The sequence below is a fragment of the Tsukamurella conjunctivitidis genome (assembly GCF_007858475.1).
Classification (GTDB): domain Bacteria; phylum Actinomycetota; class Actinomycetes; order Mycobacteriales; family Mycobacteriaceae; genus Tsukamurella; species Tsukamurella conjunctivitidis.
Genome location: NZ_VIGX01000002.1, coordinates 280509 through 292830 on the forward strand (window position 1 = coordinate 280509; position 12322 = coordinate 292830).

Annotated in this window: 12 protein-coding genes; 9 read left to right on the forward strand and 3 right to left on the reverse strand. The window is 71.0% G+C overall.

Annotated features, from left to right (window positions below; genetic code table 11):
- Positions 1-27 precede the first annotated feature (27 nt).
- From FK530_RS05280 to FK530_RS05290, 3 genes are read left to right on the forward strand one after another with little or no spacing between them, the layout of a single operon-like run.
- Positions 28-612 (forward strand): TIGR03086 family metal-binding protein, encoded by a 585-nt coding sequence (locus FK530_RS05280; protein WP_146485918.1) that lies wholly within the window; start codon positions 28-30, stop codon positions 610-612.
- Entirely contained in the window at positions 609-1214 is a 606-nt protein-coding gene (locus FK530_RS05285; protein WP_146485919.1) for a dienelactone hydrolase family protein, read from the forward strand. Before FK530_RS05280 ends, FK530_RS05285 begins: the two co-directional genes overlap by 4 nt.
- Before the next feature lie 29 nt (positions 1215-1243).
- Positions 1244-1618: a VOC family protein gene (locus tag FK530_RS05290; protein WP_146485920.1), complete on the forward strand. Its 375-nt coding sequence runs from the start codon at positions 1244-1246 to the stop codon at positions 1616-1618.
- 191 nt (positions 1619-1809) lie between these two features.
- Here FK530_RS05290 and FK530_RS05295 read toward each other — a convergent pair whose 3' ends face one another.
- The gene (locus tag FK530_RS05295) at positions 1810-5049 is read right to left on the reverse strand and encodes a DEAD/DEAH box helicase (protein WP_146485921.1); all 3240 of its coding nucleotides are present in this window, start codon (positions 5047-5049) and stop codon (positions 1810-1812) included.
- 15 nt (positions 5050-5064) lie between these two features.
- Complete coding sequence (locus FK530_RS05300; RefSeq protein ID WP_146485922.1) at positions 5065-6006, reverse strand: LysR family transcriptional regulator; 942 nt, start codon at positions 6004-6006, stop codon at positions 5065-5067.
- A gap of 121 nt (positions 6007-6127) precedes the next feature.
- On the opposite strand from FK530_RS05300, the gene FK530_RS05305 reads away from it, so the two are divergent.
- The 3 genes from FK530_RS05305 to FK530_RS05315 all read left to right on the forward strand — a co-directional run bounded on the left by FK530_RS05305 (position 6128) and on the right by FK530_RS05315 (position 9859).
- Entirely contained in the window at positions 6128-7501 is a 1374-nt protein-coding gene (locus FK530_RS05305) for an MFS transporter (RefSeq protein WP_146485923.1), read from the forward strand.
- Positions 7502-7506: 5 nt separating this feature from the next.
- The gene (locus tag FK530_RS05310; protein ID WP_146486304.1) at positions 7507-8226 is read left to right on the forward strand and encodes a 3-hydroxybutyrate dehydrogenase; all 720 of its coding nucleotides are present in this window, start codon (positions 7507-7509) and stop codon (positions 8224-8226) included.
- Between the two features lie 172 nt (positions 8227-8398).
- Entirely contained in the window at positions 8399-9859 is a 1461-nt protein-coding gene (locus FK530_RS05315) for an acyltransferase (protein ID WP_146485924.1), read from the forward strand.
- On the opposite strand, the gene mftR is transcribed toward FK530_RS05315, so the two are convergent.
- Positions 9856-10476 (reverse strand): mycofactocin system transcriptional regulator MftR, encoded by a 621-nt coding sequence (gene mftR, locus FK530_RS05320; protein ID WP_146485925.1) that lies wholly within the window; start codon positions 10474-10476, stop codon positions 9856-9858. The genes FK530_RS05315 and mftR overlap by 4 nt on opposite strands.
- Positions 10477-10628: 152 nt before the next feature.
- On the opposite strand from mftR, the gene mftA reads away from it, so the two are divergent.
- Genes mftA through mftC form a run of 3 tightly spaced genes read left to right on the forward strand, consistent with a single transcriptional unit; the run spans position 10629 to position 12306 of the window.
- A complete protein-coding gene (mftA, locus tag FK530_RS05325; RefSeq protein WP_114515824.1) occupies positions 10629-10721 on the forward strand; it encodes a mycofactocin precursor MftA in 93 nt (30 codons plus the stop codon).
- On the forward strand, positions 10721-11062 hold the full coding sequence (gene mftB, locus FK530_RS05330) for a mycofactocin biosynthesis chaperone MftB (protein WP_146485926.1): 342 nt from the start codon (positions 10721-10723) through the stop codon (positions 11060-11062). The genes mftA and mftB overlap by 1 nt, the downstream gene beginning before the upstream one ends.
- A 5-nt stretch (positions 11063-11067) precedes the next feature.
- Positions 11068-12306, forward strand: coding sequence for a mycofactocin radical SAM maturase (mftC, locus tag FK530_RS05335; RefSeq protein ID WP_146485927.1), 1239 nt, complete (start codon positions 11068-11070; stop codon positions 12304-12306).
- Positions 12307-12322 lie beyond the last annotated feature (16 nt).

Consider the following 12322-nt stretch of genomic DNA (forward strand, 5'->3'; position numbering starts at 1 on the left):
TCATGTTAGGGCTGTTGAATCGTTCTCATGACCGATACAGCCACTGATCCCCGCCCCTCCTACGCCGCCGTCTCCGCCTGGATGCAGTCCCTGCTCGCGGGCGTCACGGAGGACCAGCTCGACAAGCCCACCCCGTGCGACGAGTTCGACGTCCGCACCCTCGCGCGGCACCTCAACGCCGTCGGCATGCGCTCCGTCGCGCTGGCCGAGGTCGCCACCGTCGAGGGGCAGCCCTTCCTCGCGGACGAGTACGACGCCGCCACCTACGGCGCGCTGCGCGAGCGCGCCCTCGCCGCCTGGGACGCCGCCCCGCTGGAGCGCGAGGTCACCGTCCCGTGGGGCGTCGTCCCCGGCTTCGCCGCGCTGGGCATGTACATCAACGAGACCCTCGTCCACGGCTGGGATCTCGCCGTCGCCACCGGCCAGAACCCCGAGTTCCCCGAGGCCGCGCTGCCCGAGGGCGTGCTCTCCGTGGTCAAGCAGGTGCTGCCCGCCGAGTTCCGCGGCGGCGACGTCCCGTTCGGCCCCGTCGTCGAGCCGCGCGAGGGCGCCGGCCCCACCGAGCGCCTCGCCAACTGGAACGGCCGGAGCTCCGTAGGTTGGCGCGCATGAGTACCGTCGCGCTGTTCCATTCCGTGCTCGGCGTGCGAGAGGGTGTCCGGCTCGCCGCGGACCGGCTCCGCGCCGCGGGACACACCGTGCGCGTGGTCGACCAGTACGAGGGCCGCGTCTTCGACTCGTACGACGAGGCCTCCGCCTTCGCGGAGGGCATCGGCTACCCGGCGCTCATGGCGTCCGCGCTCGCCGCGGTCGAGGGCCTCCCGGACGATCTGGTGGTCATGGGCTTCTCCAACGGCGGCGGCATGTCCACCTACGTCGCCTGCAACCGGCCCGTGAGCCGCGCGGTGCTCTGCTCGGGGGCCCTCCCGCTGGACATGATCGGGCAGGAACGCTGGCCGCAGGGCGTTCCGGCGCAGCTGCACTACGCGCTGGACGATCCCTTCCTGCAGCCCGGCTCGGTCGAGTCGGTGCTGCGCTCCGTCGGTGCGGCGGGCGCCGTCGGCGAGTTCGTCCAGTACCCGGGGGCGGGCCACCTGTTCACCGACCCCTCACTCCCGGACGAGTTCGACGGTGCCTCCGCGGAGGCCTTCTGGGAGGCAGTCCTGCGGTTCGTGAGCGCGGCGGATTCCGGTGACCGTGAGCCATTGACATGAACGCGGGTTGAGGTCCTAGCGTTTGCGGTATGAGCATCGAACTGAACCACACCATCGTGGCCGCCACCGACAACCTCGAGACCGCGCGGTTCCTCACCGAGCTGCTCGGTCTCGAGCCGCCGACGGACGTCGGCGGCGGCCACTTCCACCAGGTGCGCCTCGCCAACGACGTCGTCCTCGACGTCATGACCGTCCCCGCGCCGATCCACCCGCAGCACTACGCCTTCCTCGTCTCCGAGCAGGAGTTCGACGAGATCTTCGCGCGGATCACCGAGCGCGGCCTCGACTTCTGGGCGCAGCCCGACGGTTCCGGCGCCGGGGAGATCAACCACCGGTTCGGCGGGCGCGGCGTCTACTTCCGCTCCCCCGACGGCCACGCCCTCGAGGCGCTGACCGCCGCCTGAGCGGGCCGTCGGAAAGGTCGTGCGCGCCACGTCGTCCGGCGTGATGCTCGACGCATGACGACGACCCCGACGGTCCGCGTGGACCCGGCGACAGCGCCCCTGCTGACGGCCCTGGTGGAGGATCCCGCCGCGTTCGCGCGGGCGATCGGATCGCCGATCCCCGACGGCTGGCCGGATCCCGCCCGAGGCGCTCAGTCCTCGAACAGCGCCCGGATGTCGGAGGCGGCCAGGCGCGCGTCGAAGCCGCCCTCGCCGCCCACGACGGACTCGAACAGTGCGGCCTTGCGCTCCTTGAGCGCCATCACCTTGTCCTCGATGGTGTCCGCGGACACCAGCCGGTAGACCATCACGCTGCGGGTCTGCCCGATGCGGTGCGCGCGGTCGATGGCCTGGGCCTCCGCCGCCGGGTTCCACCACGGGTCGAGCAGGAAGCAGTAGTCGGCCTGCACCAGGTTGAGGCCGAAGCCGCCGGCCTTGAGCGAGATCAGGAAGACCTGCACCTCGCCGGAGGTGAACTTCTCGATCGCCGCGGCGCGATCCGTCGTCGAGCCGTCGAGGTAGGCGTACTCGACGCCCTCCTCGTCCAGCCGCTCGGCGGCCTTGCGCAGGAACCCGGTGAACTGGCTGAACACCAGCACCGCGTGCTTCTCCTCGAGCAACTCGTCCAGCTTGTCGGTGAGGTAGTCGAGCTTGGCGACGTCCTCGACCGCGAGCTCCTCGTCGATGAGCGACGGGTCGAGCGCCAGCCGCCGCAGCATGGTGAGCGACCGCAGGATCTCGAAGCGGTTCCCCTCGAAGTCGTCCAGCAGGCCCAGCAGCTTCGCCCGCTGATCGGCCAGCACGCGGTCGTACGTGTGCCGGTGCTCCTCCGAGAGCTCCACCTGCACCACGGATTCCGTCTTCTCGGGCAGGTCCTTCGCCACGAGATCCTTGGTGCGCCGCAGCATGAACGGCCGCACGCGGCGCCGCAGCCGCGCGAGGCGGTCGTCGTCGCCGCCGCGCTCGATGGGGCGCCGGTACTCCTCGGCGAACCACGACCGCCCCGGGAACAGCCCCGGCACCGTCAGCGCGGTGAGTGCCCAGAGCTCCTCGAGGTGGTTCTCCATCGGGGTGCCGGTCACGGCGAGGGTGAACGGGCGGTCCAGCAGGGAGACCGCGGCGAAGGCCTTGGAGCGGGGGTTCTTCACGAACTGCGCCTCGTCGAGGATCACGCCGGCCCACGTGACGCCCGCGTACTCCTCGGCGTCCAGTCGTAGCAGCGTGTACGAGGTGAGCACGACGTCCGCGCCGCGCACGACCGACGCGATCGAGGCCCCCGACTTCCGCGAGGTCTCCGAGATCACCGCCACCGACAGGTGCGGCGCGAACCGCTTGCACTCCGCCGCCCAGTTGCCGACGACGGATGTCGGCGCGACCACCAGGAACGGGCCGGGGTCGCGGTCGCCGGCCCGCTCGTGCGCCCGGCAGATCAACGCCAGCGTCTGGACGGTCTTGCCGAGGCCCATGTCGTCGGCGAGGATGCCGCCGAAGTCGTTGTCGTAGAGGAACGACAGCCAGTCCAGGCCGTCGCGCTGGTAGGGCCGGAGCTCGGCCGCGAGGGTCGACGGTGCCTCCTGCCGCGCCAGGTCGCCCGCCGTGAGGGCGCCGACCCGGCGGGACCAGTCACCGTCGAAATCCGTGGCGTCGGCGAGATCGGCGAGGTCGTCGACGAGGCCCGCCTGGAACCTACTGATCCGCAGACCCCGATCGTCGGACCCGGGGCCGCCGGCTCGCGCCCCGCGCCGGGCGCCGCGCGCGGGCAGGTCCCGCGCCTCGCCGATCAGCTCGCGGAGGCGGTCGAAGCGCTCGCCGTCGATGCGCGCGAGGACACCGCCGGGCGTCACGAGGGTGTCGTGGCCCGCGGCGACCGCGGTGAAGACGTCGCGGAACGGGACCTCTTCGCCGTCGACCTCCACGGCGACCTCGAGGTCGAACCAGTCCGTCGACGCGTTGTCGGCATCGCCCCGCACCCGCACGGACACCGACGCCGAACTCTCGGCCCAGCGGAACCCGGGATCATCGGTGACCTCGACGAGCACGGACGGCACCGACCGCAGCACCGGGGCCACCTCGGCGAGCCAGACCGCGGCCTCGGTACCCCGGTAGAAGCCCTGCGAGTGGTCCACGCCCACGCTCGCCTCGCGCAGCGCCACGGCCATCGCGCGGGTGATCCGCTGCTGCCCGACCGCGTCCGCCAGGCCCGCGGGCTCGCGCCCGAGCACGAAGTCCCGGGCCTCGCCGCCCACGGTGTAGCGCCACTTCCAGTCGACCTCGAGCTCCGCCGCCTCGGGGAAGTAGCGGGCGGTGCAGAGCAGCTCGGGGCCCGACACCTCCACCTCCCCGACCAGCTGATCCGGGTCGCGCACGGGGGCCACCGCCGCCAAGTAGGGCAGGTACTTCTCGCGCAATTCCGGCACCGCGGCGGCGGGCACCCGTACGGGCGTGAAGCGGCGCAGCGCCGTGGTGTGGCGCGCGGACAGCGGCGGATCGAGCGGGGCGAGCCGCAGTACGTCGCCGTCCTGCTGGAAGACGCCGAGGGCGCGGTGCGCGCCGAGCAGCCCGCCGGTGAAGGGCTGCGGGCCGTCGCCGAAATCGACCTCCCGGTCCAGTTCGACGCTGCCGTCGACCGCTCGGGTGACGAGGCCGAGCCGCGTCGGCGGGCCCAGCACGACGGTGCCCTTCGCCTTCTTGCTCAGCAGCGGAACGCCCGCGTCGCGGACGGCGCGCAACTGCTCCCAGAGCAGCGGGGTGTCGATCATGCCCAGGTCGGCCCAGGCGTCCACGCCGTACAGCGACCAGGTGATGAGCTGCGCGAGCGGCGCGAGGACGTCGCGCTGCGCCGGCGCGACCCGGGGCGCGGTGGCGATGGTGCGCCACCGCACGTCGCCGGCGACCCACGAACCGTCGCGCATGCCGGGCGTCGCGAGCCGCACCTGGAGGCGCTGGCCGGAGACGACGCCGCGCTCGTCGACGTCGAACTGCAGGGCGACGGGCAGCACGGCGGCGCCGGCCCGCGGTGCCTCCGGGAGCAGGGCGGCGAGTTGCTGCTCCCAGGGGTCCGGCTGCTCGACCACGCTCTCCTCGACGTCCTCGGCGGTGAGTTCGAGGAGCAGCGCGGCGCCGTGCTTGCAGTTGAGGGCGACGGGGCACGTGCACAGGCTGCGCACGGGCCGCCAGCCGGAGCCGCCGGGCTCGACCCAGACCTGGGTGTCGTACTCGCGGGTTCCCGCGACGGCGCCCGTGACGAGGCGCTTCTCGTCGTCCCATTCGAGGTCGCCGATGAGGCCGGTGCCCACGTACTCGCCCGCGCGACGCACGGTCGGCCCCCCGAAGAAGCCGATCAGGTCCTCGGGGGTGAACGAGGGCCCTCCGCCGGCAGTCGATGCGCTCATGGTCAAGCGGACAGTCTAGCGCGGATCGGTGAACTCCCGCAGTGGCCTCCGGTGGGGGAGCGGAAGTCCCAGGAGGGCGGCACGCATCGACGCGGTCCGGGACCGCAGCGCGTCGACGACGGCCGCCACCTCGCGCCGCTGCGCCGCCTCGGGGCGCACCACCATCCAGTACTCGAGCTGCACCGAGACGTCGTCGGGCAGCACCCGCACCAGGTCGGGGCGGGAGTCGGCGAGGAAGCACGGGAGCAGGCCCAGCCCGGCCCCGGCGCAGGTGGCCTCGACGTGCACGAGCACGTTCGTCGAGCTGAGGCGGTCGGTCATGTCGGGGACGAGTACCCGGGCGAGGTCGAGGTCGTCGACCGTGAGCATCGAGTCGATGAAGTACACCAGCGGCCGCCCCGCCAGGTCGCGCGGGCGCTGCGGCGTCCCCTCGGCCGCGAGGTAGTCGCGGGACCCGTACAGGCCGAGCCGGTACGGCGCGAGCAGCTCCGGCTCCACCCGGTAGGTGTCGGGGCGGCCCACCACGATCTCGACGTCCACCCCGGACCGGGTCGACGGTGCGCGGCGCGTCACCGTCAGCAGGTCGACCGACAGCCGCGGGTGGGCCCGCCCGAGTAGCGCGATGGCGGGTGCCACGACCCGGGCGCTGATGCCGTCGGTCGCGGCGATGCGCACCTTGCCGTGCAGGTCGTGGTCGGTGTCGGCGTCCAGGCCGTGGAGCACCGCCTCGATCCGCTCGGCGGCGGCGACGCCCGACCTGCCTAACTCGGTGAGCTCCCAGCCCGCCGCGCCGCGGGCGAGCAGCGGCCCGCCGAGCGCCTGCTCGAGCGCCGCGACCCGGCGCGAGGCGGTCGTGTGGTTGATGCCCAGGACGTCGGCGGCGGCCGTGTAGCGGCCGGTTCGGGCGACGGCCAGGAGGGTGAGCAGGCCGTCGGCGCTCGGCTCACGAGTGTGCATGAATGCAGATCCGATCCGCGAATGTGGGCATTGTGTGTGCGATTTTATCCATACATACTGCGTTGAGCATGGCGCACGTCACACCTGACCGTCGTCGTGATCCGTCGCACAAGGAGTGGGTATGACGCAGACCGACCAGCAGGAGTCCCTCGAACGCCCCGGGGGCCTGCGCAAGATCGTCGCCGCGTCGATGGCCGGCACGGTCGTCGAGTGGTACGAGTTCTTCCTCTACGGGATCGCCGCCACGGTGGTCTTCAACAAGATCTTCTTCAAGGCGGGCGCGAGCGAGTACGACGCCATCATCGCCGCCTTCGTCACCTACGCGGTGGGCTTCGCCGCCCGGCCGATCGGCGGCATCGTCTTCGGTCACCTCGGCGACAAGCTGGGCCGCAAGAAGCTCCTGCAGGTCTCCATCCTCATGGTCGGTGTCGCCACCTTCCTCATGGGCTGCCTGCCCACCTTCGACCAGATCGGCTACTGGGCGCCCTTCCTCCTGGTGGTGCTGCGCTTCATCCAGGGCTTCGCGGTGGGCGGCGAGTGGGGCGGCGCGGTACTGCTCGTCGCCGAGCACAGCCCGAACGCCCGCCGCGGTTTCTGGGCGTCGTGGCCCCAGGCCGGCGTGCCGGGCGGCAACCTGGCCGCCACCGTCGTGCTGCTGATCCTGACCAACGCGCTGTCCGAGGCGGACTTCCTGGCCTGGGGCTGGCGCGTCGCCTTCTGGCTCTCCGCGGTCATCGTGCTGGTGGGGTACTACATCCGCACCCAGGTCGACGAGTCGCCGCTGTTCAAGGAGGCCCAGCAGGAGATCGAGAAGGAGAAGGCCGTCTCCTACGGCGTGGTCGAGGTCGTCAAGCGCTACCCGCGCGGCGTGCTCTCGGCCATGGGCCTGCGCTTCGGCGAGAACATCTTCTACTACCTCGTGGTCACCTTCTCGATCACGTACCTCAAGACCGTGGTCAAGATGGACACCTCCGACATCCTGATGTGGCTGCTCATCGCGCACGCCGTCCACTTCGCGGTGATGCCGCTCGCGGGTGCGCTCACCGACCGCGTCGGCCGCCGTCCCGTGTACTGGGCGGGCGCCGCGCTGGCCGCGACGTGGGGCTTCTTCGCCTTCCCCATGTTCGACACGGGCCACGGCGTCGTGGTCGTCGCCGCGGTGACGATCGGCCTCATGTTCCACGCGCTGATGTACGCGCCGCAGCCCGCGATCATGGCGGAGTCCTTCCCGACCCGCATGCGCTACTCGGGCGTCTCGGTCGCCGCGCAGGTCACCTCGGTCGTCGCCGGCTCCCTGGCGCCGATCATCGCGACCAAGCTGCTCAAGGACTTCCACTCGTCGGTCCCCGTCGCGGTGTACCTCGCGCTCGCCTGCGCCATCACCTTCGCCGCGGTCTTCTTCGTCCGCGAGACCAAGGGCATCGACCTCGCCACGATCGACGCCCAGGACCGCGCGGCCCTGAAGGCGGAGCAGGCGGCCGGGGCGCGGTCGTGAGGGCGATGGTGACGGGCGGCGCCGCCGGGATCGGGGCGGCCGTCGCGCGTCGCCTCGCCGCCGACGGTGCCGTCGTCACCGTCGTCGACCGGGACGGCGCCGCGGCGGCGGATCTGGCCGCGGAGATCGGCGGGTCCGCCCTCGAACTCGACCTCACCGACACCGCCGCCCTGGCGGAACTGCGCCTCGACGTCGACGTCCTGGTGAACAACGCCGGAGTGCAGCACGTCGCGCCGATCGAGGACTTCGACCCGGCGTGGTTCCACCGGATCCTCACGCTGATGCTCGAGGCGCCCTTCCTCCTCACGCGGGCCGCGCTTCCCGGCATGTACGAGCGCGGCTTCGGCCGGATCGTGCACCTGTCCTCGGTGCACGGGCTGCGCGCTTCGAAGTACAAGGCCGCCTACGTCGCCGCGAAACACGGCGTGGAGGGGCTGTCGAAGGTCACCGCGCTGGAGGGCGGCGAGCACGGCGTCACCAGCAACTGCGTCAACCCCGGCTACGTGCGCACCGCGCTGGTCGCGAAGCAGATCGCCGAGCAGGCCGCGGCGCACGGCATCACCGAGCAGCAGGTCACCGACGAGGTCTTCCTCGCCCGCCCGGCCATCAAGCGCCTCATCGAGCCCGACGAGGTCGCGGGCCTGGTCGCGTGGCTGTGCAGCCCGGCCGCGGCGATGGTCACCGGCGCCTCGTACACGATGGACGGCGGCTGGACCGCGAACTGAGTGGTCCGCCGGTGTCCGCCCTCGGCTGCGGACCCTGCCCCTGGCAGTCTCCTGGGAGTCCGCTTCCCGAGTTGGAGGGGTGCAACTCCACCGGTTACCGTACGAAGCGGCCTGTGACCAGGTATTGCCGTGCTGTAGTTGGGATTGTTGATCAGTGGGTGTGGACCAGACGATGAGCGAACGCGGCGTCGAGCCGACGCCTGAACCCGCGATGGCGGCGCCCACTCTCGCGGAGCCCGCGCCGCCGACCGAGCCGGCGAACGGAACGGAGCCCGCGGCACCGTCGAAGCCCAAGCGCGGCGGCGGCCACCTCTTCGAGCTCGACATCGTCCGGATCGTGACCTTCGCCGGCGTCATCTTCGACCACTGCGTCTCCGGCACGACGTTCCCGTTCAGCGTCGCCTCCAACGCGGTGCAGACGATCTTCCACTACACGCGCAACGCCTTCTTCGCGCTCACCGGCTTCGTGCTGGTCTACCAGTACCGCGACCGCAAGCTCGACCCGATCGACTTCTGGCGGCGCCGCTACAAGGCGGTGGGCCTGCCGTTCCTGACCTGGAGCGTCTTCTACTGGCTCTACCACATGTACGTGATGTGGCCGCCGGCGTTCTCCAACGTCACCCGCACCTTCGAGACCTGGGAGTCGACGAAGGCCGCGCTCAAGGTCCTCGGCTACGACCTGCTCACCGGCGACGCCTGGTACCACCTCTACTTCGTCTTCGTGACGATGCAGGTGTACCTGATCTTCCCGTTCCTGCTGAAGTTCCTCCGCTGGACGATGGGCTACCACAAGTACCTGCTGGCGGCGAGCTTCGTCTTCCATCTGGTCCTGCTGCACTACATGACCACCGCGCGCCCCGAGATGTTCAATTACGGGCTGCTCGCGAAGCTGTGGAACCACCTGCCGGCGACGATCTTCCCGTACCAGTTCTTCACGCTGCTCGGCTGCGTCGCGGCCATGCACCTCGGCGAAGTGCGGGCCTGGATGTCGCGCTTCCGCGGGCGGGTCATCACCGTCGCGATCGGTGTCGTGATCGCCACCCTGATCATGTACGGCTACAAGACCAGCATGGTCGGCATGTTCCCGACGGACGCCGCGAACGTCTTCCGCCCCTACGCCGCGGTGATGTTCGTGATGATCATCCTGGCCCTGTACGCGGCCGGCACCTACTGGTCGGACTACCGCACCGCGGGCTCGTTCTGGGACAGGTTCCTCAAGACCGCGTCCGACCGGTCCTTCGGCATCTTCCTCGTGCACGCCTTCGCGCTGCAGGAGTTGGCGCCCACGATCCAGCGCTTCCGGTTCGACGTCTACGCCCCGATCCTCACGATCTGCACCTTCGTCGTGACCGCCTTCTTCACCGTCGCGATCAGTGAGGTGCTGCGCCGCACGCCGGTGAGTCTGTGGACCACCGGCCGCACGATGATCCCGATGGCGCAGCAGAGCCTGCGGGTCTCGCTGGCCATCGGCGCCGCGATGATCGTGGTCGGTGCGATCTGCTACTGGCCGCTGGACGTCCCCGCCGGCGCCGTCTCGGTCACGCTCGGCATCGTCCTGCTGGTGTGGCAGGGCCTGGGCCGGACGGTCTTCGCCGGCCCCGCCGGCGCGCGGCCGCTGCCCGCGAAGGTCTAGCGCGCGTTCCCGGCCGACGGCGCGTCGGCGGCGGCGATGAGGAGTTCGCAGCCGCTGCGGAGGAGTTCCTCGAGGTCCGCTTCCGGCCGCCGGAGCCACTGGTCGTAGGCGGCGAGCGCGACGCCGAGCGCCATCCACGCGAGCGTCTGCGGAGTGTGGTCCTCCGCGGAGAGATCGAGGCGGCGCGCGACGTGCTCGGCGATCACCTGCCGCCAGTCCGCGTACATGAGCATCGAATGCGCCTGCAGCGCGGGCACGGTCAGGAGTAGGTGCATCCGGCGGCGGTGGTGCTCGCGCTCGGACTCGGGCACCTGGTTGAAGGCGACGATCGCGTCCCGCAGCTCGGTGCCGAGCGTGCCGGTCCCGTCCGCCTCGTCCAGGAGCCCGCGCAGCCCGTCCAGGTGATCGTCGAACTCGCCCCACGCGAGCGAGTTCTTCGACGGGTAGTAGCGGAACAGCGTTCTCCGGGCGATCCCCGCCGCGGCCGCGATGTCGTCGACGCTCGTCTCGTCGAATCCGTTCTCGATGAACAGGTCGATGGCGATGCCGCTGAGGTGGCCGCGCGTCGTCGCGGAGGGGCGCCCGCCGAGCGGTCCGCTACGTCCGCGAGGGGCCATCGTCGCTGCCTACTTTCTGCGCGTTCCCGCCGGTCGGGGACTGTTCGCGATCGTACGTCAGGACTGATTCCGCCGAATCCCTATGATTTTGCACTGAGTGCCATTACTGTGTGACGGGAACCACAACGGCAAGCCTGAGGAGGTTGGTTCACATGTCCGACAAGGAGACTGCGACGCAGGACGAGCTCGTGACGGAATCGTTGGTGGAGGAAGTATCCATCGACGGCATGTGCGGCGTGTACTGATGACGACCGCGCACGCGCCGGCTCCCGGCGGCCTTGTGGCCGCCGGGGCCGACGCCCCCACCGTGTCCTTCGACCCCGACGCCGCCTGGGCGGTCGACCCCCGCGTCGCGGTCCGCCCCGAGCCCTTCGGCGCGCTGCTCTACCACTTCGGCACCCGGAAGCTCTCGTTCCTCAAGAACCTCGTCGTCGTCGACGTGGTGCGGTCCCTGCACGAGCATCGAAGCGCCGCAGCCGCGCTCGACGCCGCGGGCATCGCCGCCGACGACCGCCCCCCGTACCTCAGCGCGCTCGACGCGCTCGCCCGATCCGGGATGATCGTCCCGGCCGCCGACCAGGAGTGAGAGACATGACCACCCTCGCAAGGCCCCGCCCCGCCCCCGTCGGCCGCCTCGTCGACCAGTTCGAACGCGGCCTCGACGCCCCGATCTGCCTCACCTGGGAGCTGACCTACGCCTGCAACCTCGCGTGCGTGCACTGCCTCTCCAGCTCCGGCAAGCGCGACCCCCGCGAGCTCAGCACCGAGCAGTGCAAAGCGATCATCGACGAGCTGCAGCGCATGCAGGTCTTCTACGTCAACATCGGCGGCGGCGAGCCCACCGTCCGCCCCGACTTCTGGGAGCTCGTCGACTACGCCACCGCGCACCAGGTCGGCGTGAAGTTCTCCACCAACGGCCTGCGCATCGATGAGAAGGTCGCGCGGCGGCTCGCCGCCTCCGACTACGTCGACGTGCAGATCTCGCTCGACGGTGCCACCGCCGAGGTCAACGACGCCGTGCGCGGCCCCGGCTCCTTCGCCATGGCGATCACGGCCCTCGAGAACCTCGCCGCAGCGGGCTTCCGCGACGCCAAGATCAGTGTCGTTATGACCCGGCAGAACGTCGCCCAACTCGACGATTTCAAGGCCCTCGCCGACCGCTACGGCGCCACCCTGCGCATCACCCGCCTCCGACCGTCGGGCCGCGGCGCCGACGTCTGGGACGACCTTCACCCCCTGCCCGAGCAGCAACGCGAGCTCTACGACTGGCTCGTCGCCCACGGCGACGGCGTGCTCACCGGGGACTCGTTCTTCCACCTCTCCGCGTTCGGCGGGAACGACGGTGCCGGGGGCCTCCCCGGACTCAACCTCTGCGGCGCGGGCCGCGTCGTCTGCCTCATCGATCCGGTCGGCGACGTCTACGCCTGCCCGTTCGCGATCCACGAGAACTTCTTGGCGGGCAACGTCACCGGCGACGGCGGCTTCCAGGAGGTGTGGCAGCGCTCCGAGCTGTTCCGCTCCCTCCGCGAGCCGCAGAGCGCCGGCGCGTGCACGCAGTGCAGCTTCTTCGACTCCTGCCGCGGCGGCTGCATGGCCGCCAAGTTCTTCACCGGCCTGCCGATGGACGGGCCGGATCCGGAGTGCGTGCAGGGCTACGGCGAGCCGCTGCTCGCGGGCGAGCGCAGCAAGCCCACCGCCAACAAGGACCACTCCCGCGGCGTGCCGCTCACGCTCATGACCCGCCCGCCGTCGCGCGACTGCGACGAGAACCCGCTCGCCGGGTTCGCCCCTACCACCGCCACCGGCTGCTCCGCATCCGGCTGCTCCTGAAACCCGAGGAACGCCA

What these genes read in the sequence shown, in the direction of transcription:
- FK530_RS05280 (WP_146485918.1), top strand. Translation starts at nt 28, where the DNA reads ATGACCGATACAGCCACTGATCCCCGCCCCTCCTACGCCGCCGTCTCC.
- FK530_RS05285 (WP_146485919.1), top strand. Translation starts at nt 609, where the DNA reads ATGAGTACCGTCGCGCTGTTCCATTCCGTGCTCGGCGTGCGAGAGGGT.
- FK530_RS05290 (WP_146485920.1), top strand. Translation starts at nt 1,244, where the DNA reads ATGAGCATCGAACTGAACCACACCATCGTGGCCGCCACCGACAACCTC.
- FK530_RS05295 (WP_146485921.1), bottom strand. Translation starts at nt 5,049, where the DNA reads ATGAGCGCATCGACTGCCGGCGGAGGGCCCTCGTTCACCCCCGAGGAC.
- FK530_RS05300 (WP_146485922.1), bottom strand. Translation starts at nt 6,006, where the DNA reads ATGCACACTCGTGAGCCGAGCGCCGACGGCCTGCTCACCCTCCTGGCC.
- FK530_RS05305 (WP_146485923.1), top strand. Translation starts at nt 6,128, where the DNA reads ATGACGCAGACCGACCAGCAGGAGTCCCTCGAACGCCCCGGGGGCCTG.
- FK530_RS05310 (WP_146486304.1), top strand. Translation starts at nt 7,507, where the DNA reads ATGGTGACGGGCGGCGCCGCCGGGATCGGGGCGGCCGTCGCGCGTCGC.
- FK530_RS05315 (WP_146485924.1), top strand. Translation starts at nt 8,399, where the DNA reads ATGAGCGAACGCGGCGTCGAGCCGACGCCTGAACCCGCGATGGCGGCG.
- mftR (WP_146485925.1), bottom strand. Translation starts at nt 10,476, where the DNA reads ATGGCCCCTCGCGGACGTAGCGGACCGCTCGGCGGGCGCCCCTCCGCG.
- mftA (WP_114515824.1), top strand. Translation starts at nt 10,629, where the DNA reads ATGTCCGACAAGGAGACTGCGACGCAGGACGAGCTCGTGACGGAATCG.
- mftB (WP_146485926.1), top strand. Translation starts at nt 10,721, where the DNA reads ATGACGACCGCGCACGCGCCGGCTCCCGGCGGCCTTGTGGCCGCCGGG.
- mftC (WP_146485927.1), top strand. Translation starts at nt 11,068, where the DNA reads ATGACCACCCTCGCAAGGCCCCGCCCCGCCCCCGTCGGCCGCCTCGTC.